The organism is Aeromonas oralensis (assembly GCF_049665575.1).
In the GTDB taxonomy this organism is placed as follows: domain Bacteria; phylum Pseudomonadota; class Gammaproteobacteria; order Enterobacterales; family Aeromonadaceae; genus Aeromonas; species Aeromonas hydrophila.
The window spans coordinates 2,995,018-3,021,346 of the sequence record NZ_CP187186.1; the positions used below are offsets into that span (position 1 = coordinate 2,995,018).

At 60.8% G+C, this 26,329-nt stretch carries 23 protein-coding genes, 2 pseudogenes and 1 riboswitch; of the genes and pseudogenes, 6 read left to right on the plus strand and 19 right to left on the minus strand.

What is annotated here, in order from left to right; genetic code table 11:
* Positions 1-12 precede the first annotated feature (12 nt).
* The 13 genes and pseudogenes from modA to moaA all read right to left on the minus strand — a co-directional run bounded on the left by modA (position 13) and on the right by moaA (position 10,313).
* Positions 13-740: pseudogene (gene modA / locus ACPDZI_RS13895) on the minus strand (molybdate ABC transporter substrate-binding protein).
* A gap of 102 nt (positions 741-842) precedes the next feature.
* Complete coding sequence (gene moaE, locus ACPDZI_RS13900; protein ID WP_438833325.1) at positions 843-1,301, minus strand: molybdopterin synthase catalytic subunit MoaE; 459 nt, start codon at positions 1,299-1,301, stop codon at positions 843-845.
* Between the two features lie 100 nt (positions 1,302-1,401).
* Complete coding sequence (moaD, locus tag ACPDZI_RS13905; protein ID WP_408754038.1) at positions 1,402-1,647, minus strand: molybdopterin synthase sulfur carrier subunit; 246 nt, start codon at positions 1,645-1,647, stop codon at positions 1,402-1,404.
* Positions 1,644-2,168: a cyclic pyranopterin monophosphate synthase MoaC gene (gene moaC / locus ACPDZI_RS13910; protein ID WP_408754036.1), complete on the minus strand. Its 525-nt coding sequence runs from the start codon at positions 2,166-2,168 to the stop codon at positions 1,644-1,646. Before moaC ends, moaD begins: the two co-directional genes overlap by 4 nt.
* 9 nt (positions 2,169-2,177) lie before the next feature.
* A complete protein-coding gene (gene moaB, locus ACPDZI_RS13915; RefSeq protein WP_201903156.1) occupies positions 2,178-2,684 on the minus strand; it encodes a molybdenum cofactor biosynthesis protein B in 507 nt (168 codons plus the stop codon).
* A 262-nt stretch (positions 2,685-2,946) separates the two neighbouring features.
* Complete coding sequence (locus ACPDZI_RS13920; RefSeq protein WP_011705485.1) at positions 2,947-3,537, minus strand: cytochrome c3 family protein; 591 nt, start codon at positions 3,535-3,537, stop codon at positions 2,947-2,949.
* Between the two features lie 11 nt (positions 3,538-3,548).
* Complete coding sequence (locus ACPDZI_RS13925) at positions 3,549-4,004, minus strand: nitrate reductase cytochrome c-type subunit (protein ID WP_005299342.1); 456 nt, start codon at positions 4,002-4,004, stop codon at positions 3,549-3,551.
* On the minus strand, positions 4,004-4,879 hold the full coding sequence (napH, locus tag ACPDZI_RS13930) for a quinol dehydrogenase ferredoxin subunit NapH (protein ID WP_438833326.1): 876 nt from the start codon (positions 4,877-4,879) through the stop codon (positions 4,004-4,006). Before napH ends, ACPDZI_RS13925 begins: the two co-directional genes overlap by 1 nt.
* Entirely contained in the window at positions 4,876-5,610 is a 735-nt protein-coding gene (gene napG, locus ACPDZI_RS13935) for a ferredoxin-type protein NapG (protein ID WP_438833327.1), read from the minus strand. The genes napH and napG overlap by 4 nt, the downstream gene beginning before the upstream one ends.
* A 16-nt stretch (positions 5,611-5,626) precedes the next feature.
* Positions 5,627-8,117: pseudogene (napA, locus tag ACPDZI_RS13940) on the minus strand (nitrate reductase catalytic subunit NapA).
* 157 nt (positions 8,118-8,274) lie between these two features.
* Entirely contained in the window at positions 8,275-8,529 is a 255-nt protein-coding gene (locus ACPDZI_RS13945; RefSeq protein ID WP_268029280.1) for a chaperone NapD, read from the minus strand.
* 29 nt (positions 8,530-8,558) lie between these two features.
* A complete protein-coding gene (gene napF, locus ACPDZI_RS13950) occupies positions 8,559-9,068 on the minus strand; it encodes a ferredoxin-type protein NapF (protein WP_076359933.1) in 510 nt (169 codons plus the stop codon).
* A 249-nt stretch (positions 9,069-9,317) separates the two neighbouring features.
* On the minus strand, positions 9,318-10,313 hold the full coding sequence (gene moaA, locus ACPDZI_RS13955; protein ID WP_168965723.1) for a GTP 3',8-cyclase MoaA: 996 nt from the start codon (positions 10,311-10,313) through the stop codon (positions 9,318-9,320).
* A riboswitch (molybdenum cofactor riboswitch) is annotated at positions 10,301-10,440 on the minus strand. It overlaps the preceding gene by 13 nt.
* Positions 10,441-10,519: 79 nt before the next feature.
* Here moaA and narQ point away from each other — a divergent pair.
* From narQ to ACPDZI_RS13970, 3 genes are all read left to right on the plus strand, one after another.
* Complete coding sequence (narQ, locus tag ACPDZI_RS13960; RefSeq protein ID WP_168965725.1) at positions 10,520-12,232, plus strand: nitrate/nitrite two-component system sensor histidine kinase NarQ; 1,713 nt, start codon at positions 10,520-10,522, stop codon at positions 12,230-12,232.
* Complete coding sequence (gene narL, locus ACPDZI_RS13965) at positions 12,232-12,870, plus strand: two-component system response regulator NarL (RefSeq protein ID WP_011705476.1); 639 nt, start codon at positions 12,232-12,234, stop codon at positions 12,868-12,870. Before narQ ends, narL begins: the two co-directional genes overlap by 1 nt.
* A 104-nt stretch (positions 12,871-12,974) precedes the next feature.
* Positions 12,975-13,550, plus strand: a complete 576-nt coding sequence (locus ACPDZI_RS13970; RefSeq protein ID WP_011705475.1) for an LON peptidase substrate-binding domain-containing protein — start codon at positions 12,975-12,977, stop codon at positions 13,548-13,550.
* Between the two features lie 227 nt (positions 13,551-13,777).
* Here ACPDZI_RS13970 and ACPDZI_RS13975 read toward each other — a convergent pair whose 3' ends face one another.
* Both ACPDZI_RS13975 and ACPDZI_RS13980 read right to left on the minus strand, forming a co-directional pair.
* Positions 13,778-15,874 (minus strand): ATP-binding protein, encoded by a 2,097-nt coding sequence (locus ACPDZI_RS13975; RefSeq protein ID WP_438833328.1) that lies wholly within the window; start codon positions 15,872-15,874, stop codon positions 13,778-13,780.
* Between the two features lie 18 nt (positions 15,875-15,892).
* Complete coding sequence (locus ACPDZI_RS13980) at positions 15,893-17,077, minus strand: FIST signal transduction protein (protein ID WP_168965729.1); 1,185 nt, start codon at positions 17,075-17,077, stop codon at positions 15,893-15,895.
* 113 nt (positions 17,078-17,190) lie between these two features.
* Between ACPDZI_RS13980 and ACPDZI_RS13985 the strand changes: the two genes are divergently transcribed.
* Positions 17,191-18,102, plus strand: coding sequence for a gluconeogenesis factor YvcK family protein (locus tag ACPDZI_RS13985; RefSeq protein WP_224480230.1), 912 nt, complete (start codon positions 17,191-17,193; stop codon positions 18,100-18,102).
* A 51-nt stretch (positions 18,103-18,153) separates the two neighbouring features.
* Here ACPDZI_RS13985 and ACPDZI_RS13990 read toward each other — a convergent pair whose 3' ends face one another.
* The 3 genes from ACPDZI_RS13990 to lpcA form a co-directional block, all read right to left on the minus strand.
* Positions 18,154-18,489, minus strand: a complete 336-nt coding sequence (locus tag ACPDZI_RS13990; RefSeq protein ID WP_168965731.1) for an Hpt domain-containing protein — start codon at positions 18,487-18,489, stop codon at positions 18,154-18,156.
* Between the two features lie 321 nt (positions 18,490-18,810).
* Positions 18,811-19,590, minus strand: coding sequence for a class II glutamine amidotransferase (locus ACPDZI_RS13995; protein WP_146061384.1), 780 nt, complete (start codon positions 19,588-19,590; stop codon positions 18,811-18,813).
* Positions 19,591-19,729: 139 nt separating this feature from the next.
* Complete coding sequence (lpcA, locus tag ACPDZI_RS14000; RefSeq protein WP_011705469.1) at positions 19,730-20,308, minus strand: D-sedoheptulose 7-phosphate isomerase; 579 nt, start codon at positions 20,306-20,308, stop codon at positions 19,730-19,732.
* A 243-nt stretch (positions 20,309-20,551) separates the two neighbouring features.
* Here lpcA and fadE point away from each other — a divergent pair, with 243 nt between their 5' ends.
* Together fadE and ACPDZI_RS14010 are read left to right on the plus strand one after the other, a co-directional pair.
* A complete protein-coding gene (gene fadE, locus ACPDZI_RS14005) occupies positions 20,552-23,008 on the plus strand; it encodes an acyl-CoA dehydrogenase FadE (protein WP_438833329.1) in 2,457 nt (818 codons plus the stop codon).
* Positions 23,009-23,173: 165 nt separating this feature from the next.
* Complete coding sequence (locus ACPDZI_RS14010; RefSeq protein WP_336989047.1) at positions 23,174-24,691, plus strand: HD domain-containing phosphohydrolase; 1,518 nt, start codon at positions 23,174-23,176, stop codon at positions 24,689-24,691.
* A 286-nt stretch (positions 24,692-24,977) separates the two neighbouring features.
* Here ACPDZI_RS14010 and mgtE read toward each other — a convergent pair whose 3' ends face one another.
* Positions 24,978-26,321: a magnesium transporter gene (gene mgtE / locus ACPDZI_RS14015; protein WP_043167491.1), complete on the minus strand. Its 1,344-nt coding sequence runs from the start codon at positions 26,319-26,321 to the stop codon at positions 24,978-24,980.
* Positions 26,322-26,329 lie beyond the last annotated feature (8 nt).

A 26,329-nucleotide genomic window follows, 5' to 3' on the forward strand; every position in this document is an offset into this window, starting at 1 on the left:
TCGGCCATGTCATCACTGCGGCAGCGCATAACCAGCCGCCTTGATCTGTGCCTGACCAGGCCCCTTGAGCCAGGCCACCAGCGCCTCGACTGCGGCCCCTTTCTTCAATACCAGCCCCTGCTGTTCGATGGGCGGATAGAAGTCCGCCGGCACGGCCCAGGCTTCGCCGGTCTTGCCCGCTTCCACCAGGTTGGCCCAGGCGACGAAGCCCAGCTCGGCGTTGCCGGTGTCGACGAACTGCCAGGTCTGGCCGATGTTGGTGCCGGTCAGCAGGCGGTACTGCTTGGGATCGATCTTGAGATGGTCGAGGGTCGCCATGGCGGCGGTGCCGTAGGGTGCGGTTTTCGGGTTGGCGATGGCGAGGTTGCCCTTCCAGCTGCGCAGGGTTGCCTCGTCAGGCGCCGGCCCCCCTTCTGCCACAACCCCAGCTGGCCGATGGCGTAGGTGAAACGCTCGCTGCCCTTGCCTTCCTGCTCCAGCTTCTGCGGGGTTTTCACGTCGGCGGAGAGGAAGAGATCGAACGGGGCGCCGTGGCTGATCTGGGTGTAGAGTACCCCGGTCGCGGCGGAGGAGATGGCCAGGGTGTGGCCGGTCTTGGCGGTGAACTCCTTGCCGATGCGCTCTATGGTGCCCTTGAAGTTGGCGGCCACGGCCACCTTGACCTCGTCGGCCTGCACGGCACCTGCCTGCAGCGCACTGGCGCAGACCCCTGCGATGACAACGGATAACAGCGGTTTCATTCCTTTACCTCCTGAGTGGGGCCGCTTTTATCGGTCCCCGTAGGAGGAGGCGGCCCCGAAAACAGGGGCCGCGGCTCCCGATGAGCCAGCCCCTTGAACAGATCAAGCTTGCCAGCGGGCGGCGGCAGTGTTGTCGCTCTCCTTGGCCTCGACCCAGCGTTGTACCCCTTCGGCGGTCAGCTCTTTTTTCCAGAACGGCGCCTGGGTTTTCAAGAAATCCATGATGAAGTGGCAAGCCTCGAAGGCCGCCTCGCGGTGGGCACTGCTCACCACCACCAGCACGATCTGATCGCCAAGCAGCAGCTCGCCGATGCGGTGGATCAGGGTGCACTCCTGCAGGGGCCAGCGGCTGCGGGCCTCGGCCACTATGTTCGTCAGTGCCTTCTCGGTCATGCCGGGGTAGTGCTCGAGGGCCAGCCCCTTCACCTGCTCCCCCTGATTGAAGTCGCGCACCTTGCCGACAAAGCTGACCACGGCGCCGGTGTCCTGCCGGGCGGCGAGGCGGGCATATTCGTCGGCCAGCGAGAAGTCATCCCGCTGCACCAGAATGCGATCGGTCATGGTCAGCCTCCGGTCGTCACTGGAAGGAGAGGGAAGAAGGCGGCCTCACCACAGTCCCACATCTCAGTGGTGCGATCCACGGTCATTATCTCGTTCATCCTTAACCTCCGGTCACCGGCGGGAAGAAGGCGACCTCATCGCCATCGTTGATAGGCGTATCCAGCGGCACCAGGGTCTGGTTGACCGCCACCAGCAGCTTGCCCGCTTCCAGCGCCAGCGCCCACTTGTCGCCGCGCTCGCTTAAGGTGCTACGCAGTTGCTCGACACTAGCGTAGTCGCACGGCAGGCTCAGCTCGTCGCAGGCCACCAGCTCTCTCACCTGGGCAAAAAAGAGTACCTTGATCATGCTTGTTCTCCTTCAGTCACACCCAGCTGAAAATGGCCGGACTTGCCGCCCTTTTTCTCCACCAGCCGCACCTGTTCGATCACCATGTCCTTTTGCACCGCCTTACACATGTCGTAGATGGTCAGCGCTGCCACCGAGGCGGCGGTCAATGCCTCCATCTCGACCCCGGTCTTGCCAGCCAGCTTGCAGAGGGTGCGAATGTGGACCCTATTTTGCTCCGCCTGGGGTTCTATCTCTACCTCCACCCGGGTAAGGGCCAGTGGATGGCAGAGGGGAATGAGATCCGAGGTCTTCTTGGCCGCCATGATGCCGGCGATGCGGGCGGTGGCGAACACGTCCCCCTTGTGGTGCTGACCTCTCAGGATCAGGGCCAGGGTCGCGGGGGCCATGGTGACAAACGCCTCGGCGCGGGCCTCACGCTCGCTCACCTGCTTGTCGGTCACATCCACCATGTGGGCTTCGCCGCTCTGGTTGAGATGGGTCAGGTGGGGCTGAGTCTGCTTGGGTTCAGTCGGGTTCATCAAAGGCCCTCAAAGATGGGAGACAAAGTTGCACGGCTTGGTGCGGGCATCGAGCTGGTCTTGAACAAGCTTCTCCCAACCCAGCTGGCAAGCGCTAGGGGAGCCTGGCAGACAGCAGATCAGGGTACGATTGGCCAGCCCGGCCAGCGCGCGGCTCTGCATGGCGGAGCCCTTGATTTCGGCAAAGGAGAGCTGGCGGAACAGTTCGCCAAAGCCCTGCACGGTGCGCTCGAACAATACCCCGACCGCCTCCGGCACCCGGTTCTGTTCGTTGAAGCCGGTGCCGCCGTTGATGAGCACTACCTGCACTCCTTCATCGGCGATCCAGTCGCTCACCTGAGCACGAATGCGAAACAGATTGTCGGGGCAGAGCGCCCGATCGGCCAGCACGTGGCCGGCATCAGTCAGGGCAGAAACCAGATAGTCGCCCGCGCTGTCATCGGCGGCGGTACGGCTGTCGGAGACCGTCAGCACGGCGATCTTGAGGGGAATGAATGCGTTGTTTTTCTGTCCCATGGGCAGCTCCTGATGGCAAAGGACCGTGAGCAAAGAGAAGAAAAGTGGCCAGGATCCCGGCTGGCAGCGCTCGATTGCGAGGAGAGGCTCATGTCCGTCAGGACCAAACCTTGACCAGTTGGTCACGCGCTGCGACTCACGGCGGGCCGATTCTACCAAAACTCGCGCCAGAGGGGGGATTAAAAGGGCGCACGGCGGCGCTTTTGCCCTGACCGGGCGGAATATGAACAGGCCGGGCGAACCCGGCCTGCATCAGGTGGGCTTAGAAGCCCTTCACGCCCGTCATGTCGGGCAGCTGGTGAGCAATACCCTTGTGACAGTCGATACAGGTGCTCTCGCCGCTGGCCAGACTGGTGGAGTGCATCTGGGCACCCCGTTTGCCTTGCAGGGAGAAGTCCATGTACTCGAAGTTATGGCAGTTGCGACACTCCCTCGAATCCGTGTCCTTCATCCGCTTCCACTCCCGCTCGGCCATCTCGCGCCGGTGCGACTCGAACTTCTCGCGGGTATCCACCTTGCCGGTCAGCATGCCCCACAGCTCCTTGGACGCCTGCACCTTGCGAATGATCTTGTAGGTCCATTCATGCGGCACGTGGCAGTCCGGGCAGCTGGCGCGCACGCCGGAACGGTTGGCGTAGTGGATGGTGTCGCGGTACTCCACGAACACGTTGTCCTTCATCTCGTGGCAACCGGTACAGAACTTCTCGGTGTTGGAGGCTTCCATGGCGGTGTTGAAACCGCCCCAGAAGATGACCCCGCCGAAGAATCCCATCAACAGCAGCACCCAGAGGGCGGCCTTCGAGGGAGACTTGAAGGTGGTCCACAAACGCTGCACAAAACCGGGTAATTTCATCTATGGGCTCCTCAGTTCAGCGCTTCAACTGGTTTAAACGTATTTTCCACCAGCGGCTTGGCATCCGCTTGCGGCACGTGGCACTGCAGGCAGAAGTAGCGACGCGGCGAGACCTCGCCCAGGGTCATGCCGTCACGGGTCTCGAAGTGAGTCGGGCTGATCTTGGGGGCCTTCATGGCGCTGGCGTTCTTGAAGCTGTGACAGGCCAGGCACTTGTTGACCTTGTTGTCCACTTCATAGTTGCGGGTGTCGTGGGGGATCAGCGGGGGTTGATGCATGTACTGGCGATCGTAGAGGTCACCATCCTTGCGAAAGTTCTTCATGGGGGCCGCATCGGCATCCGTCACCAGATCCGTGCTCCCCCGCTCCGATTTGATGCCCCCCGTGCTGTTGGTGATCTCGGGGACTGCCGCCATCAAGGAACCTGCCATCAGACAGGCCAGCATTGCTCCAATCAGCTTCTTCATTATGTGTTCTCCGACGTTTTCTCTGCCTTGACGGCAAAACCTACAGTGATTTCAAAAACTTGCTCCGCGCAGACATCGATGCAACGGCTGCAGTTGGTACACTCCTGAGCCACAATCAAGGGCCCGTGACCACGCTTGGCACCGTGAACGGGGCCGCGCAGGATGGGACGTTCCGGGCAGACCGCATAACAATCCATGCAGTTGCTGCACCGCTCGCGCCCCTTGGCAGAAATCTTGATGAACCCGACCCGGTTGACCAGGGCATAGAAGGCCCCCACCGGACAAAGGTGACCGCACCAGCCCCGCTCCACCACGAAGAGGTCGAACAGGAACAGGGCCGCCAGCAAGGCCCAACCCGCCCCCATGCCGAACAACAGGCCGCGCAGGGTGAGCGACACCGGATTGACCAGCTCCCACACCAGCACGCCAGCGATGGCCGGTGCCACCAGCACCATGGCCAGCAGCCAGTAGCGGGTGGTGCGGCTGAACTGACCGTTGCCCTTGAGGCCAAGTCGCCCCCTGAGCCAGGCCGCAGCATCGGTGACCAGGTTGACCGGACAGACCCAGGAGCAGAACATTCGCCCCCCGACCAGCCAGTAACCCAGCAGCACGATGACGGCCCCCAGCCAGAGGGTGGGGATGGGCCAATGGCCCGCCGCCACCGACTGCAGCAAGGTCAGCGGATCCGTGAGCGGCACCGTCTCCAGCAGCAGCGAGCTGGAGAGGTTGCCCTTGAGGATCCAGATGCCCGCCAGCGGCCCCAGCAGGAACAGCGTGAGCACACCGAACTGGCAGAGCCGGCGCAGCAGCAGGAAACGGTGGGAACGCCACCATCCCAGCCTGGCCGTGGCTTCGGCTCCCGGATAACGACTCATAGCCCCTCCGGTTTGCGGGTCGGCAGGGTGAGCCTGTCGCCGATGAGCGATTTGCCCGCCTTCGCCTTCTCTTCCCAGCCAAGCCGGTAGTGGTGGCCCAGCTCCCCCTTGGCGAGCTGGCGAGGCACCACCTTGATGGCCGCCTCCTCCAGCACGCAGGCATGCTCGCACTTGCCGCAACCGGTGCAGACATCGCTGTGCACCGTCGGCAGGAACATGGCGTGCTTGCCGGTGCGCTGGTTGTGCTGCAGCTCCAGGGTGATCGCCTTGTCGATGAGCGGGCAGACCCGGTAGCAGACGTCGCAGCGCAGCCCCAGGTAGTTGAGGCAGGTCTCGTGATCGATTAGTACTGCCACTCCCATCCGTGCCTGATCGATGTCGGTCATGCCCTGATCCAGCGCCCCGCTCGGGCAGGCCACCACGCAGGGGATGTCTTCACACATCTCGCACGGGACGGCGCGCGCCTTGAAGTAGGGGGTGCCGGTGGTCACGGGTTCAAACAGCCGGGCGAGCTTGAGAGTGTCGTAGGGACATGCCTCGACGCAGAGCCCGCAGCGCACGCAGGCGCCGAGAAACTCGGCCTCGTCGAGGGCCGCCGGCGGGCGCAGCGCCTGGGCAGGCACGGCCTGCACCTGCTGGCGCGCCATGCCGCCGAGCCCCACGCCAAGCAGGCCGACACCGCAGGCCCCCTTGGCCATGTCGGCCAGAAACTGGCGCCGACTACGACTCATCTCGCACTCCCCCGCCTTATGCCTTGACGACCTTGACGGCGCACTTCTTGTAATCCGTCTCTTTGGAGAGCGGATCGGTGGCGTCCAGGGTCAGCTTGTTGACCAGCTGGCTCGCGTCGAAGAAGGGCATGAACACCAATCCCTTGGGCGGACGGTTGCGGCCGCGGGTCTCGACCCGGGTCTTCACCTCGCCCCGGCGGGAGGAGACGATCACCTCTTCACCACGGCGCACGCCACGGGCCTTGGCATCTTCCGGGTGCATGAACAGCACCGCATCCGGGAAGGCGCGATAGAGCTCGGGGACCCGACGGGTCATGGTGCCGGTGTGCCAATGCTCCAGCACGCGACCGGTGGAGAGCCACATGTCGTACTCTTTGTCCGGTGCCTCGGCGGCCGGCTCATAGGGCAGCGCGAAGATCACCGCCTTGCCATCCGGCTTGCCGTAGAAACGCACCCCTTCGCCCGCTTTCACATAAGGGTCGAACCCTTCGCGATAGCGCCACAGAGTCTCCTTGCCGTCCACCACCGGCCAGCGCAGGCCTCGGGCTTCGTGATACTGATCGAACGGCGCCAGATCGTGGCCATGGCCGCGACCGAAGGTGGCGTACTCTTCGAACAGACCCTTCTGGACATAGAAACCAAAGTGCTCGGCCTCGTCGTTCAGCGCCCCCTTGCTCTGCTCTTTCGGGAACTGGTTGACCTGGCCGTTGGCATAGAGCACGTCGAACAGGGTCTTGCCCTTCACTTCCGGCATCTTGGCGATGAGTTCGGCCGGCCACACCTCTTCCACCTTGAAGCGCTTGGAGAACTCCATCAGCTGCCACAGGTCGGACTTGGCCCCTTCCGGCGGCTTGACCTGCTGGTGCCAGAACTGGGTACGGCGCTCGGCGTTGCCGTAGGCCCCCTCTTTCTCCACCCACATGGCGGTCGGCAGGATGAGGTCGGCCGCCTGGGCGGTTACGGTCGGATAAGGGTCGGACACCACGATGAAGTTGGCCGGGTTGCGATAACCGGGCAGCCCCTCTTCGTTCATGTTCGGGCCGGCTTGCATGTTGTTGTTGCACATCACCCAGTAGGCGTTGAGCTTGCCGTCCTTGAGCATGCGATTTTGCAGCACGGCGTGATAACCCACCTGCTCCGGGATGGTGCCTTCCGGCAGCTTCCAGATCTTCTCGGCGATGGCGCGGTGCTTGGGTTCGGTCACCACCATGTCGGGCCGGCAGACGGTGGGCGAAGGTACCCACTTCACGGGCGGTACCACAGGCGGAAGGCTGGCCGGTCAGGGAGAACGGACCCGAGCCCGGGGTGGAGATCTTGCCGGTCAGCAGGTGGATGTTGTAGCAGAGGTTGTTGGCCCAGACACCGCGGGTATGCTGGTTGAAGCCCATGGTCCAGTAGGAGACCACCTTCTTGCTCGGATCGGCATAGAGCTGGGCCAGCTTCTCGAGCTTGTCCTTCGGCACGCCGGAGAGCTTGGAAACGGACTCCAGATCATAATCCGCCACGAACTTGGCGAAGTCGTCGAAGCTCATCGGGATAGAGTCACCGCTGTCCGGGTTCTTGGCCTTCTGCTGCAGCGGGTTGGTGGGACGCAGGCCGTAGCCGATGTCGGTCACCCCTTTGCGGAACTGGGTGTGCTTGTTGACGAACTCCCAGTTCACCTTGTCGTTCTGGATGATGTAGTTGGCGATGTAGTTGAGGATCGCCAAATCGGTCTGCGGGGTGAACACCATGCCGTTGTCTGCCAGCTCGAAGCTGCGGTGCTCGAAGGTGGAGAGCACGTGCACCTGCACATCCTGATGAGACAGACGGCGATCGGAGATGCGCGACCAGAGGATGGGGTGCATCTCGGCCATGTTGGAGCCCCACAGCACGAAGGCGTCGGCCTGCTCGATGTCGTCGTAGCAGCCCATGGGTTCATCCATGCCGAAGGTACGCATGAAGCCCACGACCGCGGAAGCCATGCAGTGACGGGCATTGGGATCCAGGTTGTTGGTACGCAGACCCGCCTTCATCAGCTTGGCGGCGGCATAGCCTTCCCATACGGTCCACTGGCCGGAGCCGAACATGCCGACGGCGGTCGGTCCCTTCTCTTTCAGGGTGGCCTTGAACTTCTCGGCCATGATGTCGAAGGCCTGATCCCAGCTGATGGGTGCGAAGTTGCCGTTCTTGTCGAACTTGCCGTCCGTCATGCGCAGCATGGGCTGGGTCAGCCTGTCCTGGCCGTACATGATCTTGGACAGGAAGTAACCCTTGATGCAGTTAAGACCGCGGTTGACCGGTGCATCGGGATCGCCTTGGGTCGCCACGACGCGCCCATTCTGGGAACCCACCAGCACGGAACAGCCGGTACCGCAGAAACGGCACGGTGCCTTGTCCCAGGTGATGGCGGTCTTGTCGGTACTGGTGATCAGATTGGCCGCCAGCGTGGGGGCACTGACACCAGCAACGGCAGCGGCTGCCGCCACCGCGTTGGCCTTCATAAAGTCGCGTCGACTCAGCTTCATGGCATATCCTCACATTGCTTATCGCGTAAGTTGTCGAGTGTATCGAACTGGTTTTGGCTCAGGGCGGCGAACTCGTACCCCGGCATCGCTTTATCTTTGCATCCATGGCGGCCATTACGATGAGTCACGCAGGCTCGGCCTCATGGCGTTACTCCTTTCACTGGGCCTCGAGCTCATCAAACTGGTGGTAAATCAGGGCGGCGGACAATACGCCCGGCATCGCATTGATGGCGTCGATGGCCGCCATGATGGGACGCTGACTCGGACCTTCCAGAGTCACCACCAACTTGCCCTCATCACTGACGGCATGGATCTCGGCCCCCTCGAGGGTCGCGATCTCGTCTGCGAGCTGGTGACGCAAGGAGGGCTGGGTCAGCACCACCAGGCTCGATACATGGAACTCTTGTTTCATTGTGACTCCTGCTTCACACAGATCCTGCTTCATCTGGACTCCTCGCCAGCGGGTGCCCCCACCCGGATGCTGCCCACCGGGCAATCCATCACGCAGGCACCGCAACCGGTGCAGGCTGCCGCATCAATGCTGGGGGTCGGCACCCGGCCCAGCACGGGGGAGAAACGAATCGCCCTGGGTTCGCAGCTGTCCTGGCAGCGCTGGCAGAATACCTGGCCATGGGCCAGACAGTTGGCTTCAATATGGGCGATGTATTGCCAGGGGGCCTCCGTGGTCGGGCGAAATATCGGCACTTTGCAAGCGGCGACACATTCCCCGCAAAAAGTGCACTCGCCACGCAGAAAATCCACGCTCGGAAAACCACCATCACCCTTGATCAGGATCTGCTCCGGGCAAGCCGTGAGGCAGTCACCACAGCGGGTGCAATCGGCGGCAAAATCGGGCCAGGCGACGGACCAGGGCAGTTGCACCCGAGGCTCATTCGATGTCAGACGACCCCGAAACAGACTGCGACGCGACAGGTTGACCCTATCCGGCATAACGGCTCCTTGCTGCTGGTAGTGGCGCACGAGTGAGTCCCATGACAGGTATTTTCAATACCTATTATAAGAGTGGGTGTATATTGCGACCCTGACAAGTTCAGGGATATACCACCAGGGAGATAATCAGGGGGGATTCTTGCGCTGGATCAAACCCTTGGCGCAATAAAGAACAATGGGGGCAAGGCAAAATACCCCCATTTGAGGATTGCTTATTAATCGATGGCTATTTTTGTCGGCTGCCGTGGATCAGCCGCCGATGGAGGCCAGATGCGGGGTCATGCCGGCATTGCCTTCGTGCAGTCGATGGGTCGCCGCCTTGCCGGCAAGGGCGCTGCGGATCCGCTGCTGCAATTCATCCTGCTGGCCATCGGCCGTCAACAGATCCCGCAGCTCCACTCCATGGTCGCCGAACAGACAGAGGTGCAGCTTGCCGAGGGAAGAGACCCGCAGCCGGTTGCAACCGGCACAGAAATCCTTGCTGTAGGGCATGATGAGCCCTACCCCGCCCATCGACTCCGGGTGCATGAACACCTGGGCGGGGCCATCGTCGGCACCGCGCAGCTGCTGCAGCCAACCGGCATCGAGCAGACGCTGCTTGATGAGCGCCCCGCTGGCGTGATGATCCCGAAACAGGGTGTCCATCTCGCCGGTCTGCATCAGCTCGATGAAGCGCAGTTCGATGGGCTTGTGCCGGATCCAGGCCAAAAACGCATCCAGCTGATGATCGTTGAGTCCCTTGAGCAGCACGGCATTGATCTTGACCGACTTGAAGCCGGCGGCCAGCGCCGCTTCGATGCCATCCATCACCTCCGCCAGCTTGTTCTCACCGGTGATCTGATGAAACTGGCGCGGATCTAGGCTGTCGACGCTGACATTGAGGGCAGTCAAACCCGCATCGAACCACTCCCTGGCCCGCTCTTTCAAACGATAACCATTGGTGGTCATGGCCACCTTCTCGATGCCGGGGGTATTGGCCACCGTCTCTATGATGGCGGTGAAGTCCCGGCGCAGGGAGGGCTCCCCGCCGGTCAGGCGCACCTTGCGGGTGCCCATGGCGGCAAACCCGGAGACGACGCGGCCGATCTCTTCCAGAGAGAGAAAGGGCTGACGCCCCGCCTTGTCACCGGCCGGTGGCCGATAGCCATCCGGCAAACAGTAGGTACAGCGAAAATTGCACACATCGGTGATCGACAGGCGCAAATAGTAGAAACGACGGGAAAAACCATCTTGCAGTGGGGACATAAACACCTTTCCAAATACGGGAGGCCAGGGCATTTCTTTCCTGACCCTTACAGCTCGAACATCGGCTGACGGCGGTTTCCCCCTATCATGAGGACTTAGGCAAAACCGCTCGGAGTTCATCTAGTTTTTCGATGCTAGCACAAGTTGGAGTACACTCCCATGCTACTTTGTGGGGTTATTGTCTGAAGTGAAGGAAGAGAGCCGGCATGGGAAAGTGGTTCAAGGTACATTCTGTCAGCAGCGCCATCGGGCGCTCCATGGTGCTCATCCTGTTCATGGCAAGCCTGATCGCCGTGGTGGCCATGGTGACCCTGTTTTATTCGGTGCCCGATGCCAAGGCAATCAACCTCTCCGGTTCCCTGCGGATGCAGGCCTACCGGATGGCCTACGAGATTGAACAGGGCCAGCAGGTGCTGAGCCGGCTCGATCAGTTCGAGCATACCCTGCATGCCGCCGAGCTGCAGGAGACCCAGCGCTGGATCACCCCCGCCTCCCTGCGCCGCACCTATGGCGAGGTGCTGCAACAGTGGCAGGTGATGCGCGAGCACATCGAGAACGCCACCCCGCAGCGCTACACCGACAACACCGAGCAGTTCGTCGCGGCCATCGACGACTTCGTCAACCAGATGCAGTACCACGTGGAATTCAAGGTGCGCATGCTGGCCCTGGCCGAAGGGCTAGGGCTGCTCTCCATCATCACCATTGCCTGGTTCACGGTGCGCTTTACCCGCCAGCAGGTGGTGGCTCCGCTCAACCAGCTGGTCTATTGCGCCCGCCAGATCCAGCGCCAGGAGTTCGACCTGACCCTGCCCCCCCACTGCGAAAACGAGCTGGGGGAGCTGTCGGGGGCTTTCGTCACCATGGCCGACGAACTCGGCAAGCTCTACCGGGAGCTAGAGAGCAAGGTCGAAGAGAAGACCGCCAAGCTGCAGCAGGCCAACGACACCCTCTCTTTCCTCTACAGTACCGCCCAGAAGCTGCACGCGGCGCCGCTGAGCCGGCGTACCCTGCTCAAGCTGCTGGAGCGGGCGGCAGCCCACCAGCACATCGACTACATCCGGCTGACCCGCTTCGAGCACAATGCCATGCCGGACTACATCACCGGCCGCAAGGGCTGGCCCGGCGATCTGGATGCCGTGGTCAGCTTCTATCTGCAGATGGACGAGCAGGAGTATGGCCGGCTCGACGTCATCAGCAGCCACCCCATCGACGAGCGGCTGATGAAGAACTTCTCCATGCTGCTGGCCCAGGTGCTGCACAAGGATCAGACCCTGCTGCAACAGCAGCGCCTGCTGCTGATGGAAGAGCGGGCCGTCATCGCCCGCGAGCTGCACGACTCGCTGGCCCAGGCCCTCTCCTATCTCAAAATCCAGTCCACCCTGCTCAAGCGCTCCTTCGCCAAGGGGGATACGGTCAAAGCCGAAGCCGCCATGCAGCAGATCGACGAGGGGCTTGGCAGCGCCTATACCCAGTTGCGCGAGCTGCTCGGCACCTTCCGTCTCAGCATTGGCGACGCCAATCTCGGTGAAGCCATCAAGGTGATGCTGGAGCAGCTCAAGCCGCAGACCCAGGCCGACATCAGGCTCCATTACGGTCTGGCCGATACCGATCTCGAAGCCGGTCAGCATATCCACATCTTGCAGCTGATCCGTGAGGCAGTGCTCAATGCCATCAAACATGCCAGTGCGCAAGTGATTGATGTTAGCTGTGAGACCCTCGCCGATGGTAACATCCAGGTTCAGATTTCAGATGATGGTGTCGGAATAGGGATCGCAAGCTCGGCGGTCAACCACTATGGCCTGAGCATCATGAACGAGCGTGCCAGCAAGCTGCATGGTCTGCTGACCATCAGCGAAAGGCCGCCCAGAGGCACCTGCGTACATCTGACCTTTCCCACCAGCCTAACAAGAGATGCCTGATGGACGAGATGAAATATAGTGTTCTGGTCGTGGATGACCATCCCCTCATGCGCAAAGGGATTGTGCAGCTGCTGGCCCTGGAGGAGAACATCGAAGTCGTCGGTGAAGCTTCCAATGGTACCGATGCCGTCGCCATGGCCAAGGAGTCCGAACCGGATCTGATCCTGCTCGACCTCAACATGAAAGGCCTCTCCGGTCTGGACACCCTCAAGGCGCTGCGCACCGAGGAAGTGACCTCCCGGGTGGTGATCCTGACCGTGTCCGACGCCCGTCAGGACGTGGTGGCGCTGCTCAAGGCCGGCGCCGATGGCTACCTGCTCAAGGATACCGAGCCAGAGATGCTGCTGGCCCAGCTGGCGGACGTGATGACCGGCAAACAGATCCTGAGCGAGCCGCTGCGTCCCTACCTCGAGAACATCTACGAGCTGGATCACCTGCAGCAGAAGCTGGAGAGCTTAACGCGTCGCGAAATGCAAATCCTGCGCGAAATTGCAAAGGGCCTCTCCAACAAACAGGTCGCCTCCGTGCTCCATATTTCCGAAGGCACGGTCAAGGTACACGTCAAGAGCCTGCTCAAGAAGCTCGAGGCGCAAAGCCGCGTGGAAGCTGCTGTCATGTACCTGGAGCAGCGCAACTAAACGCCCTTCCATCCAGCAAAAAGCCACCTTCCGGTGGCTTTTTTCATTCTCTGGCACAGTCGCTGCATTGTCCTATTCAGCAACTACTCAATGGAGGATGGAACATGAAACTTCAACCCTTGGCACTGTTCCCCTTGCCTTCCCACATACTGCCTGGTGGCAAGCTTCCTCTGCGTTTGTTTGAACCGCGCCACCTGCAGATGCTCAAAGAGTCATTCATCGATGACCAGGGCTTCGGCATCGTGATGGAAGAGGCGACGACAACTGGCAAGTCAGGGCGGATCCTGCCGGTCGGCACCCGGGTCAAAGTCACCGACTTTTATACCCTGAATGACGGCCTGCTCGGCGTCACTGTACTCGGCATGGAACGTTTCTGCATCCACGAGATGGAAACGGACGAGCTGGGTCTGCGCCGGGCCAGAGTCGAAGCGCTGCCCAACTGGCCGAGCACCCATTCAGACTTCAGCGACAAGCCGCTGGTGACCCGGCTACGGGAAGTGTTTGAACAGTATCCGGAACTGGATGAACTTTACCCGGACAAGCAGTTTGACGATGCGGCCTGGCTCTGCCAACGCTGGCTCGAAATCCTGCCGATGCCGATCTATGAAAAGCAGATGTTGATTGCCAAACAAAATAGCGAAGCGGCCCGTCAATTCTTGCGCCGACTGATCGCACAGTGAGTCAGAAGTGTATTGCAAAATGCGAATATTCCGATAATGAAAACAAGAATTTCGCATTTTGCAAATGAAGCGCCCAATAGAAATCAATAACCGCGCTGCAAGCCGCATAAACTGGTTCTGAAAAGTTGGCACGACTTTTTCATATAGAATCTTACAACCCGATTTATCCCGTGCTCTCTTCAGTATTTGCTGAAGAATTGGTCAACCACCCAGGTTGACCATTTTTTTTAGCTGCGATCCGGCGCTGCGGGTTGAAAATGGCGTTGCAGACACTCCCGCAGCCGCATCAGGCTTATCGGTTTGGCCAGAAAATCATCCATTCCCTGGGCCAGGCAACGAGCCCTGTCTTCCGCCATGGCGTTGGCCGTCAGCGCCACGATGGGCACGCTACAACCCAGTTCTCGCAGACGCCGGGTCGCCTCCAGTCCATCCATCTGCGGCATCCGCATGTCCATTAGGATGAGATCCGGCCGTTGTTCCGCCACCTGGGCCAGTGCCTCCAGCCCGTTGGCCGCGACTCTGACCCGGCTCACCAGCTTTTGCAGCATGAGCGATACCACCAGCTGATTGACCGGACTGTCTTCCACCACCAGCACATCCAGATCCTGAATGGGCTGTTGATCCGGCTCGGGCCGGCTGCTGCATTCGCATGGCAGCGCCATACCCGGCAAATCGAACCAGAAGCAGCTCCCCTCACCGGGGGCACTGCGCAGCTGAATGCTGCCGCCCATCAACTCCACCAGCCGCTTGCTGATGGCCAGCCCCAGCCCGGTGCCCGAGAAGCGGCGCGTGGCCGAACTGTCGACCTGAGAGAAGGGTTCGAACAGCAGCGCCTGATCCTCGGCCGAGATACCGATCCCGCTGTCGGTCACCGATACCCTCAACTGCTGCTCATGCCAGCTCAGTTGCAGCAATACGCTGCCACGACTGGTGAACTTCACCGCATTGCCGAGCAGGTTGCTGATCACCTGGGAGAGGCGCACCGGGTCCCCCTGCAGCTGGGCGGGTACGGCGTCATCCACCCGCCAACGCAGGTCGATACCCTTGCTGCCCGCCCGCGCCAGCAGCGGCTCGATGAGGGACTGACAAAGCTGGGCCGGCTGCAACGTTTCGCAGTGAAACTCCAGGGTATGGGATTCAATCTTCGAGAAATCGAGCACGTCGTCGATGATGGTCTGCAAGAGACGCGCGGCATGGGTGGCATGGCCCAGCAGCGTCTGTTGCTGGGGTTCGAGCTGGGCGTGTTGCAGCAGATCCAGCATGCCCAGCACCGCATTCATGGGAGAGCGGATCTCGTGGGTCATCATGGCCAGAAACTGCGACTTGGCACGGTTGGCCGCTTCCGCTTCGTCCCGCGCCCTGGCCAGCTCTTGCTCACGGCGGATCTGGTTGCCCACATCCCGTGCCGTACCGCGATAACCGATGAAGACGCCGGCCGAATCGAAACAGGGCTCAGCGTTGATCTCCATCCAGCGCGGCCCATTGGCCAGGCTGACCTGTGCCCGCACCGCCCGCACCGGCAGGTGCAGACCGATGAGCCGGCGATACTTGCCCCATTCGGGGTCACGCCTGTCATGAGCGTAATCGTAGAGGCTCTGGCCGGGTTGATGCACCAGCATATCCCCCTGCTGGCCGGGGGCCGATACATAGCTCAGCCGGTGCTCGGTATCCGTCTCCCAGAACCAGTCGGACGCCATGCCGGCAAAGCTGCGAAAACGCTGTTCGCCCGCTTGCAGGGCCAGCGTTTTCAGCTCGACCTGTTCTTGCAGACGGGCTCGATAGGCGATGTTGACCAGCGCCTGGGAGATAAGCGGACGGCAGCGCTGCATGGCCGCCTTGCTCTTGAGATCGAAGGTCCCCATCACGGCGTGACGGCAGATGAGCACGCCGGAAAAACCGGGAGCGCGCAAGCCCGTCATCATGACGCTGGCCCAGCCCGCCACATCGGCCAGCGGCGCCAGTTCCGGCAACTGGGTCGGATCATAGATGACCAGGGTCTCCCCCTCGATGGCACGAGAGAAGAGCGGGGTCAGCTGCCAGCTGCGCCCCACTTCGCCATCCTGGGTGCTGAGGTGGGTGATGCCGCCCTCTCCCTCCCAGGCCACCACATCCGCGTGTTCGAAGCCGATGAAGGGCTTGAGCACCTGAATGAGGCTGTCCAGCACCTGCTCCAGCGTCTGGGCATCGGCCAGCGTCGCGACCCCGCACAACAGGGTTTGCGACTCCTGGCGGTATTTGGCCTCCCGTTCCCGGCAACGCACCAGCTCCACCAGGGTGGTCTGCAGTTTGTCGCCGAGGGCTTCCAGTTCCGTGTTACCTATCATCTTGTTTCCAGCGCAATGTCAGCTGTCGAGGAAAATCACGCTCGAGACCATCAGGTTGCCGTGCGCCAGCTCACCATGGGGCAGGCGGCCCTGCTCGCCGAAGGTGAACGGGGTGATGAAGGGGATGTCCCCCAGCCGGGTATGAAATTGATCGACAAATTGGCATAAGCTATCACCAAGAGCCAAGCGACAACCAGCACAAAAAATCACAAGGGCGCCAAACGGCTGCATCTCGGTAGCCATGCCGTACTCGGGTTCGATGCGGGTTGCATTCAGACTGCGTTGCAGCAAGCCTTCCTGGCTGCTGTACATCAGCAGCAACCGCTCCCCGACCTGAGTATCGGTAAAGAGGCGCAATCCGCCACCTTCTGTCACGGCCTCCGGATGGGAAAGCTTGTAATACGGCATGTCATCCAGGGTGCCAACCTGTCTGGCCAGCGGCGACAGGGTGGTCTCCCGCAGGATGGGGCCAACCGGCCAGGGGGTTGTCCGTCCGCTCCAGCGAGCGTAGACCTCGGCCGCGGGCTCATGATCAATGGTGAGGATCTCCCGTCCCGACAGGGCCGTGATGGTGCCGCGATATTCGGTGGGGACATAGCCGGAATGAAACTGGAACGCAAGCTGGCAATCGGGATAGAGCACGGCCAGCGCGACGCCTTCGCGGGTACTGCCCTCATCCCAGCACAGCTGCCAGTCACCGCTGACGCTGTTGTCGGCAGCGGAGCCCCCGACGACCGGGACCGTCGTGCCCAGCTCGGCTTCGATGCTCTCCAGCATCGCCTCCTCCTGGCCCGGGCTTGCATGCAGCAAGATGAGTTGTGGCAGCTCGCCGGGGCGCCCCCCATCGGCGATGGCACTGCGCAGCAGCTGGCGCACATCCACCGCATCCCCCGCCTGGCCCGCCACGCCGTAGGCCCCCTTCTCGTCGTAAATGGCCGCCACTGCCAGACCGATCCCCTGGCGGGCATGATGGCCGGTCTGGGTCATGACCCCGCCACAGGAGCTGCAACCGATCATCCGAGACGACGGGAACTGCTGTTTGAAGTGATGGCGCAGTTCCTCGGCATCGTGAGCCTGAGTAAAATAGACCAGTAACAGCGAAGGGGAATGAGGTGATTGAGCGAGCAGCCGCTCACAGACCTGCCGGGCAGCCAGCAGGGAGGTCTCTTCAAGAGAGTGAGCCGTCAGGAAGTTCAACACCATCTCCTAGTTGTTCATGATGCTGGGGGTAAGCAAAAATCATACCTTAATCAAACAATTATCCCGTCTTATCGATTAGAATCACGCTCAATTGAACCCAACCACAGGAAAACGGCATGTGGCAGAAGAACATCAATGATTTTGACCGGGTCGTCGCCATCGGTGGCGGCCACGGCATGGGCCGCGTGCTCTCTTCACTCTCGTTTCTGGGATCGCGCCTGACCGGCATCGTCACCACCACCGATGATGGCGGCTCTACCGGACGGTTGCGCAAAAGCCAGGAGTGTATCGCCTGGGGGGATCTGCGCAACTGCCTTAATCAACTGGTGACCGATCCCAGTATCGGCAGCCTGTTGTTCGAATATCGGTTCGCCGGTCGTGGCGAACTGGCGGGCCACAACCTCGGCAATCTGATGCTGCTGGCGCTCGACAACCTCTGCGTGCGCCCTCTTGATGCTATCAAGCTCATCAGCGACATGCTGAAAATAGAGTCACAATTGTTACCCATGTCTGAATTTCCCACCGACCTGTGCGCCCACACGGCCTGTGGCAACCAGATCCTGGGGGAAGTCTCCATCGATCAGCTCGACACCCCGCCGCTCTCCCTCAGCCTGAGCCCGGAGGTACCGGCCACCCGCGAGGCGGTGCAGGCATTGGCGCAAGCCGACATGATCATCCTCGGCCCCGGCAGCTTTCTTACCTCCATCATGCCCCCCCTGCTGCTGGCTGAGGTGGCCCAGGCCATCAACGAGAGCGATGCCATGCTGGTGTTCATCTGCAATCTGGTCGCCGAAAACGGTCCTGCCAGCCAGCTCAGCCTGCACAATCAATGGCGCTGGCTGGAATCACGGGTCGGAGCGGGGCGGGTCGATGCCATTCTGGCCCCGGCGGGGGCATATCCGGCAGAGCTGGCTGGCCGATTGATCCTGGCCGAGCTGGGTGAGGCCGCCCTCCCCCATCGGCACGATCGCCTGAAATTGAAACTGGCACTGGACAGGGTTATCCAGCAACTGGTCAATCAACGCTAACGGGCGGGTAGAGGATGGCAAGTCCGGCGCCAATGCGCCGGCTGCAGGGGCTCAGTGATAGTTGGCGAGGTGGGAGAGCACCTGGGGTAGGGATTGCTCCAGCTCGGTCAGCAAACGGGCGACTTGCTCGCCGTCTTCATGTTTGCAGGCTTGTTCCAGCGCCATCACCTGCTGGTAGCTGAGCTGGGCACCATAGCTGCCGCAGGAGGACTTCATGCTGTGAGCAAGCCGGGCCAGTGCGGGCCAGTCCTGTTGTTCATAGAGCGGACGCAGCTGGGCAAGCTGTTCCCCCACCTCTTCGATGAAGACCGAGATCACCACCGGCATCATCTCCTGGCCGATGTCTTCCGCCAGCTGTCGCAACACCTTCTGATCCAGCCACTCCATTTCGTCATTCTCCTGATGGTATTCAAACAGACCATACTATAGATGCCCGGCACGGCTCAGTCACGTTTCATCGCCGTCAGAAAATCGCACTCAAACGGGACGTGAATGAGAAAAGCGTGATCAGGATCGCCTAACCAGACAATAGATGGCCGAGTTGCAACATAAATGATGGCATTAAATTAACAATTAAATAACAATGGCAGCCGTGAGAATGATGCGACTCAGCAACACCTCTCTCATCCCTTTTGCCTGTATGGCTGCTGCGAAGAACCAGGGTAGGATTCTACCCTGGTATTTTTTTATCTCTGGATCAGCCGAGGATCACAGCTGATTGGCACCAACCCGCTCGCCCAGTCGAAACAGACTGAACTCGCCCGGCGCCATTTTTACCCAGTTTTCATTACCGGTCAGCGGCCTAGTCGCAATCAGGGTCACCACATCGTCCGGTGTCGTCTCGCTCTGAAAGTCGATGGCGACATCTTCATCCAGCAGACGGGCCTCCCCGAACGGAGCTCGCCGGGTCAACCAGTAGAGGTTGTTGCTGCAGTAGGTCATCACGAATTCCCCATCCGACAGCAACATGTTGAATACTCCCAGGCCGCGCAGCTCGTCGCACAGGGTCGCCAGGTAGCGAAACATGGCGGGGAAGTTGGCAGGGCGTCGGGGATATTTCTGTTCCAGCCGATCGAGCAGCCAGCAGAAGGCATGTTCGCTGTCGGTGTCGCCCACCGGTCGATGGCGGCCAGTGGCCAACCCTTTGTAACCTGTCAACTGGCCATTGTGGGCAAAAGTCCAGTAACGACCCCACAGCTCGCGGGTAAAGGGGTGGGTATTCTCCAGCGAGACGCAGCCGCGGTTGGCCTGCCGAATATGGCTGACCACGGCGCGGCTCTTGATGGGCAGCGCCTGCACCAGCCTGGCAATCGGCGACTGGGCGCTGGGCTCGGGATCCTTGAAGGTACGAAAGCCTTTCCCTTCGTAAAAAGTGATGCCCCAGCCATCCTTGTGAGGCCCGGTCTTGCCGCCGCGCAGCATCAGGCCGGTGAAGCTGAAGCAGATATCGGTCGGCACATTGGCACTCATGCCGAGCAGTTCGCACATAGGCTGCGGGCTCCTTGCTTACTTGACCATCTCATTGCCAATCGGCCGGCTCAGCCTGCGCTGACACCGGCCGCTTGCGCAAGCTCCCGCCGGGATACGGCCAGACAAGGCACGACTATCCCGGCTCGAGATCCCTGCCTTACTTGGCCATCTCTTTTTCGACCAGCTGGATCAGGATGTGGATCACCTTGATGTGCACTTCCTGAATGCGGTCGGCGTAACCAAAGTGCGGCACCCGGATCTCGACATCGGCCAGGCCGGCCATCTTGCCGCCATCTTTACCGGTCAGCGCAATCACCTTCATGCCTTTGGCATGGGCAGCCTCGATGGCTTTCAGGATATTGCCGGAGTTGCCGCTGGTGGAGATGCCGAGCAGCACGTCACCGCGACGGCCGACTGCCTCTACGTAGCGAGAGAAGACATAGTCATAGCCAAAGTCGTTGGACACACAGGAGAGGTGGCTGGGATCGGAGATGGCGATACCGGCATAACCGGGGCGGTTCTCGCGATAACGGCCGGTCAGCTCTTCGGCAAAGTGCATGGCGTCGCAGTGGGAGCCACCGTTGCCACAGGAGAGTACCTTGCCTTCCTGCTTGAAGGAGTCAGCGAGCAGCTTGGCGGCCGCTTCGATGTCCTTGAGATTTTGCTCATCTGCCAGGAACGCCTGGAGCACGCTGGCAGCTTCGGTCAATTCATTGCGGATCAGTTCTTGGTACATGATGTCTCTTCCAAAATATGGGCCGCGCCATTGTCGCACAAGCCAATCCCGGAGTCGCCCCCTGCCCGTCAAGAGCCCTCTGCAGGACGTTATGCCGATCACAGAGCCAAGGTAACAAGCTTGTAAACAGCTTGATAAGTTTGTGCGTATCAATTACAACAGGGACCATATCCAACAGGTCAGACCTCTGGATCAGTTCAACCATATTCACCCAACTTCGGCAACTCATGCAAGGAGCGAAAAATGACGACGACCCTCACTCTGCTCGGAGTGATCCTGGTGATCGGCGCCATGGCTTATCGCCGGGCGTCTCTGTTCACCTCCACGCTTGCCACGGCGGCAGCCCTGATTGTCGGCACCCTCTATGGCCACGTCCCCCTGCTGGTCTGGGCGCTGTTTGCCGTGATCGCCATCCCCCTGAACCTGGTGGATTTTCGTCGCAACCAGCTGACCAAACCGCTGTTCAAACTCTACAAATCCATCATGCCGGAGATGTCCCGCACCGAAAAAGAGGCCATTGAAGCGGGCACCACCTGGTGGGAAGCAGACCTGTTTGCCGGCAACCCGAACTGGAAGAAGCTGCACGCCATTCCGGTCAGCACGCTGTCTGCCGAAGAGCAGGCGTTTATGGATGGTCCGGTTGAAGAAGTGTGCCGCATGGTCAACGACTGGGAAGTGACCCACGAGCGGGCCGACCTTTCTCCCGAAGTGTGGCAATACCTGAAGGACCACAAGTTCTTCGCCATGATCATCAAAAAGAAATATGGCGGGCTGGAATTCTCCGCCTATGCCCAATCCTGCGTGCTGCAAAAGCTGTGTGGCGCCAGCGCCGTGCTGGCCTCCACCGTCGGCGTACCCAACTCGCTGGGCCCGGGTGAGCTGCTGCAACACTATGGCACCGACGAGCAGAAGGATTACTACCTGCCCCGTCTGGCGGTCGGCAAGGAGATCCCCTGCTTCGCCCTCACCAGTCCGGAAGCGGGTTCCGACGCCGGCTCCATCCCCGACTTCGGCATCATCGCCAAGGGGGAATGGGAAGGGGAAGAGGTGCTCGGCATGCGCCTCACCTGGAACAAGCGCTACATCACCCTCGCCCCGATTGCCACCGTTCTCGGTCTGGCCTTCAAACTGCGCGACCCGGATCACCTGCTGGGTGACGAAGAAGAGCTCGGCATCACCTGCGCCCTCATTCCGACCCACATCAAGGGAGTCGAAATCGGTCGCCGCCACTTCCCGCTCAACGTACCGTTCCAGAACGGCCCGACCCGCGGCAAGGACGTGTTCGTCCCGCTCGACTTCATCATCGGCGGCCCGGCCATGGCCGGTCAGGGCTGGCGCATGCTGGTGGAGTGCCTCTCGGTCGGACGCGGCATCACCCTGCCCTCCAACAGCACCGGCGGTGTCAAGATGCTGGCCTTGGCGACCGGCGCCTACAGCCGGATCCGTCGCCAGTTCAAGCTGCCCATCGGCAAGATGGAAGGGATTGAAGAGCCGCTGGCCCGTCTCGGTGGCAACGCCTACATCATGGGGGCCGCCGCCAACCTGACCGTGACCGGCATAGACCTGGGCGAGAAACCCTCGGTCATCTCCGCCATCGTCAAATACCACCTCACCGACCGCGCCCAGAAGTGCATCATCGATGCCATGGACATCCACGGCGGCAAGGCGATCTGCATGGGCCCCAACAACTATCTGGCCCGCGGCTATCAGGGTGCCCCCATCGCCGTCACGGTGGAAGGGGCCAACATCCTGACCCGCAGCATGATCATCTACGGTCAGGGCGCCATCCGCTGCCACCCATACGTGCTGCCGGAGATGCTGGCCGCCAGCCATCCGGATCAGGAACAGGCCCTCAAGGACTTCGACAAGGCGATGTTCAGCCACGTCGGCTTTGCCATCAGCAATCTGGTGCGCAGCTTCTGGCTGGGGCTGACCGGTGCCCGCTTCGCCGCCGCGCCCTACAAGGATCAGACCAAGGGCTACTACCAGCAGCTCTCCCGCCTCTCTGCCAACCTGGCCTTCCTGTCAGACATGGCGATGGGCACCCTGGGTGGCGAGCTCAAGCGCAAGGAGCGGGTCTCCGCCCGTCTTGGCGACGTGCTGAGCCAGCTCTATCTGGCCTCCAGCGCCCTCAAGCGCTATCAGGATGAGGGTCGTCAACACGCCGACCTGCCGCTGCTGCACTGGGCGCTGCAAGATGCCCTGTTCAAGGCGCAGGAAGCCATCGACGAGTTGCTGCGCAACTTCCCGAATCGCTGGATTGGCTTGGCCCTGCGCGTCATCGTGCTGCCGCTGGGTCGCGACCTGAAGCGCCCGAGCGACAAGCTGGACAGCCAGGTCGCCCGCCTGTTGCAGACCCCGAGCGAAACCCGCAGCCGTCTGGCCCAGGGGCAGTATCTCACCCGCGAAGAGGGCAACCCCTTCGGCCTACTGGAGCAGGCGCTGGACGACGTACTCTCTGCCGAACCGCTGTTTGAGAAAGTATGCAAGGCTGACGGCATCAAGCGTCCGTTTATGCAACTGGACAAGGTGGCAGAGATCGGCCTGGCGCAGGGAGTACTCAACCAGACCGAAGCGGACCTGCTGCGCCGCGCCGAAGAGAGTCGCCTGCGCACCATCAACGTCGATGATTTTGATCCCATCGACCTGGTTGCCAACAAGGCGCTGTTCGAGCCATCGGCCTATCACAGAGCCGCCTGACAGACACGCTAATAGTCAAACGCCTCCCATGTGGAGGCGTTTTTTATGGGGCTGGAGCAGGATGACGACAAAGAGATTTCACAGATCAAATTTTATTTCTCAATAAGTTTCCTATCCTTAGTGAAGCAGTTAATGTAAGCACAGGATCCCAAACAGGATTGCATGATGGATGACCAAATCCTGATTATTGACGATGACGATCTGCCCCTTCTCGATGACCAGCAGGCTGGATGGAAGGTGATGATTGTGGACGATGAACCCGAGGTTCATCGCATCACCAAGATCACCCTGAGCAAATTTGAATTCGATAACAGACCCATTGAATTTTTGCATGCTTATTCAGCCGCACAGGCCAGGGAGTTGCTCGCCAAGACCCCGGACGTAGCACTGCTGCTGCTGGACGTAGTCATGGAGGTCGATCACGCCGGCCTCGATGTGGTCAAATTCGTGCGCGAGGATCTGCAAAACAAGATGGTGCGCATCGTGCTGCGCACCGGCCAACCCGGTCAGGCCCCGGAAGATGACGTGGTCACCAACTACGACATCAATGACTACAAGGACAAGACCGAGCTCACCTCCCAGAAGCTGCGCACCCTGCTGCGGGCCAGCCTGCGTTCATACCGCGACATCCGTACGCTGGAGAGCAATCGCCAGGGGCTGGAGAAAGTCATCGAGGCCTCCAAGGGGATCTTCGAGAAACGGGCGCTGCGCCAGTTTGTCGAAGGCGCTCAGGAACAGCTCGGGGCCCTGCTCAGTCTGGAAGAGTCGCAAATCTACGATGTGAAGCAGTTCGCCTACGAAGTGCGGGATCAAATTCTGGAACCCCTGCTGCCGGGCCACCCGTCACTGCGACTGGCGGACGCTCCCTCCATTCTGCGCCAGGCCATGGCTAATCGAGCCAACGTCTATGATGGCAACCAGATGGTGCTCTACTGCCAGAACCCCCGTCATCACCTGCTGTTTCATATCGAGACCACTCGCCAGCTCAGCCAGATGGACATGGGGCTGCTCAGCCTGTTTACCGAAAACATCATAGTGGCGCTGGAGAACATCCGGCTCAACGAGGTCATTGCCGACAACCAGCGCGAGATCATCTATCGGATCGGCGAACTGGTGGAGACCCGCTCCAAGGAGTCCGGCCTGCACGTGAAACGGGTCGCCCTCTACACCGAGCTGTTCTGCCAGCTGCTCGGCATGAGCGAGGAGCAGAGCGAACTCATCAAGCGCGCCTCCCCGCTGCACGACATCGGCAAGGTGGGCATCCCGGATGCCATCCTCCACAAACCGGGCAAGTTGACCCCCGAGGAGTGGGAGATCATGAAAACCCACGCCCAGCTGGGGCAAGACATGCTCTCCGGCAGCGATTTGGCGCTGTTCCAGATTGGCGCGACCATCGCTGGTAACCACCATGAAAAGTGGAATGGCAGCGGCTATCCCCGTGGCCTCAAGGGTGATGCCATTCCGTTGGAAGGGCGGGTGGTGGCGCTGGCCGACGTATTTGATGCGCTCGGCTCGGATCGCTGCTACAAGAAAGCCTGGCCGCTGGACAAGGTACTGGCACTGATCCAGGAGGAGAAAGGTCAGCACTTCGATCCCCAGTTGGTAGAACTGATGCTGGCCAACCTCGACAAGTTCCTCGAGATCCGCGATCTACACAAGGACATCTACGTCGGGGAACATTGATGTTGAAGATTAATACTCACTACCAAGTCCTAAAATAGGGGGAACATTCTCTGATAACCTCTCATGGCACAGCGCCTCCGATGCACTGCATCGGAGGCGCTGTATTGCAATACCCGATGCGCACGCCCCTACGACTACCTTATGCGCCAAGCCCTGCTAGCCCTACATCAGAAACTTACCCTTCAATGTACCACTCACTCATTTCGCAAACACATTTTCAAAACTGAATAAACCAAAATAAAAAAGGCAGCCCACGGGCTGCCTTTTTTATTTTTGGGACGGCGGCTTACTGCAGCTCGGGCAACAGCAGCTTGGCAATTTCGAAGTAGATGATGAGACCAGTGCCATCCACCAGAGTGGCGATGAAGGGGGCGGATACCACGGCCGGGTCGATGCGGAAACGACGCAGCACCATGGGGATCACAGAAGCGACAGTGGCGCTCCACAGTACGATGGCGATGATGGTCAGGGTGACGACCATGCCGATCTGGGGGCCAACCCCCAGGCTCCAGGCCCGTACCCAGGCGGCCAGTGCGATGGCGGCCGAGATGAGCAGACCGGTGGAGATCTCCTTTTTCAGCACGGTGCCGAGGTTGCGCAGGCTCACCTCCCCGACCGCCATGGCTCGCACTATGGTGGTGGTGATCTGGGTACCGCTGTTGCCGCCGGTGCCGATCAGGAGCGGAATGAAGAAGGCCAGTGCGATGGCCGCTTCCAGCTGCTCTTCAAACGCCCGCAGCACGGTACCGGTATAGGCTTCGGCCACGAACAGGATCAGCAGCCAGCCCACCCGCTTGCGCCACAGTTGCCAGGGAGTCGCCTGCAGATAGGGAGTGTCGAGCGGCGAGGAGCCACCCTGCATCTCCGCATCCTCGGTGGATTCGAGCTCCAGGATGTCGGCGGCATCGTCCACGTGGAAGATCCCCACCAACTTGCCCTGATCCTCGACCGGCAGGGTCGAGATGTCACGGTCGATCAGCAGGCGGGCGGCCAGTTCCTGATCCGCCCGGGCGTTGATGCGCACCGTCTCCCGGTCCATCAACTCGCTCACCGGCAGTTGCGGGTCGGCAATCAGCAGGGATTTGAGCGAGATGCTGCCAAGCAGACGGTGGTCGTTGTTGACCACATAGAGGTTCTGGAACAGCTGGGCGTTGTCCCAGGCATCGTGGATCAGCTGCTTGGCGCTGCCCACCGTCTCCTGATCGCCGATGGCCAGGAATTCGTGGCGCATATTGGCGCCCACCGATTCGGTCGGCCAGTCAAGCAGGGAGTAGAAGGTGGACTGCACCTGCTCCGGGAAGCGGGCAAGCAGCATGGTACGATCACTGCTGCCCAGCCGGCGCAGAATGGCCAGCATGTCGCGGCGGGGCATGGCCCCCTGCAACACGCTGACGATGCTGGCATGCAGCCGCATCAGCAGGCGCCCGGCACAGTCTGCCGAGAGCGAACTGAGCAGTGCCGCCCCCTCGGCAGTGGGCAGGGTATCGAAGATGCAGTTGAGCTCTTCCGGACGCAGGGTCAGCAGCTGATCGGCACGCTGAACCGGATCCAGGTTGTGCTCCAGCCAGCCCTGCAGGGCAGCCAGATCGAGCAGTTGATGACGATTGAGTAGAGTCTGTGTTTTCTTCATCACAAATG

What these genes read in the sequence shown, in the direction of transcription:
- moaE (WP_438833325.1), bottom strand. Translation starts at nt 1,301, where the DNA reads ATGACCGATCGCATTCTGGTGCAGCGGGATGACTTCTCGCTGGCCGAC.
- moaD (WP_408754038.1), bottom strand. Translation starts at nt 1,647, where the DNA reads ATGATCAAGGTACTCTTTTTTGCCCAGGTGAGAGAGCTGGTGGCCTGC.
- moaC (WP_408754036.1), bottom strand. Translation starts at nt 2,168, where the DNA reads ATGAACCCGACTGAACCCAAGCAGACTCAGCCCCACCTGACCCATCTC.
- moaB (WP_201903156.1), bottom strand. Translation starts at nt 2,684, where the DNA reads ATGGGACAGAAAAACAACGCATTCATTCCCCTCAAGATCGCCGTGCTG.
- ACPDZI_RS13920 (WP_011705485.1), bottom strand. Translation starts at nt 3,537, where the DNA reads ATGAAATTACCCGGTTTTGTGCAGCGTTTGTGGACCACCTTCAAGTCT.
- ACPDZI_RS13925 (WP_005299342.1), bottom strand. Translation starts at nt 4,004, where the DNA reads ATGAAGAAGCTGATTGGAGCAATGCTGGCCTGTCTGATGGCAGGTTCC.
- napH (WP_438833326.1), bottom strand. Translation starts at nt 4,879, where the DNA reads ATGAGTCGTTATCCGGGAGCCGAAGCCACGGCCAGGCTGGGATGGTGG.
- napG (WP_438833327.1), bottom strand. Translation starts at nt 5,610, where the DNA reads ATGAGTCGTAGTCGGCGCCAGTTTCTGGCCGACATGGCCAAGGGGGCC.
- ACPDZI_RS13945 (WP_268029280.1), bottom strand. Translation starts at nt 8,529, where the DNA reads ATGAAACAAGAGTTCCATGTATCGAGCCTGGTGGTGCTGACCCAGCCC.
- napF (WP_076359933.1), bottom strand. Translation starts at nt 9,068, where the DNA reads ATGCCGGATAGGGTCAACCTGTCGCGTCGCAGTCTGTTTCGGGGTCGT.
- moaA (WP_168965723.1), bottom strand. Translation starts at nt 10,313, where the DNA reads ATGTCCCCACTGCAAGATGGTTTTTCCCGTCGTTTCTACTATTTGCGC.
- narQ (WP_168965725.1), top strand. Translation starts at nt 10,520, where the DNA reads ATGGGAAAGTGGTTCAAGGTACATTCTGTCAGCAGCGCCATCGGGCGC.
- narL (WP_011705476.1), top strand. Translation starts at nt 12,232, where the DNA reads ATGGACGAGATGAAATATAGTGTTCTGGTCGTGGATGACCATCCCCTC.
- ACPDZI_RS13970 (WP_011705475.1), top strand. Translation starts at nt 12,975, where the DNA reads ATGAAACTTCAACCCTTGGCACTGTTCCCCTTGCCTTCCCACATACTG.
- ACPDZI_RS13975 (WP_438833328.1), bottom strand. Translation starts at nt 15,874, where the DNA reads ATGATAGGTAACACGGAACTGGAAGCCCTCGGCGACAAACTGCAGACC.
- ACPDZI_RS13980 (WP_168965729.1), bottom strand. Translation starts at nt 17,077, where the DNA reads ATGGTGTTGAACTTCCTGACGGCTCACTCTCTTGAAGAGACCTCCCTG.
- ACPDZI_RS13985 (WP_224480230.1), top strand. Translation starts at nt 17,191, where the DNA reads ATGTGGCAGAAGAACATCAATGATTTTGACCGGGTCGTCGCCATCGGT.
- ACPDZI_RS13990 (WP_168965731.1), bottom strand. Translation starts at nt 18,489, where the DNA reads ATGGAGTGGCTGGATCAGAAGGTGTTGCGACAGCTGGCGGAAGACATC.
- ACPDZI_RS13995 (WP_146061384.1), bottom strand. Translation starts at nt 19,590, where the DNA reads ATGTGCGAACTGCTCGGCATGAGTGCCAATGTGCCGACCGATATCTGC.
- lpcA (WP_011705469.1), bottom strand. Translation starts at nt 20,308, where the DNA reads ATGTACCAAGAACTGATCCGCAATGAATTGACCGAAGCTGCCAGCGTG.
- fadE (WP_438833329.1), top strand. Translation starts at nt 20,552, where the DNA reads ATGACGACGACCCTCACTCTGCTCGGAGTGATCCTGGTGATCGGCGCC.
- ACPDZI_RS14010 (WP_336989047.1), top strand. Translation starts at nt 23,174, where the DNA reads ATGGATGACCAAATCCTGATTATTGACGATGACGATCTGCCCCTTCTC.
- mgtE (WP_043167491.1), bottom strand. Translation starts at nt 26,321, where the DNA reads ATGAAGAAAACACAGACTCTACTCAATCGTCATCAACTGCTCGATCTG.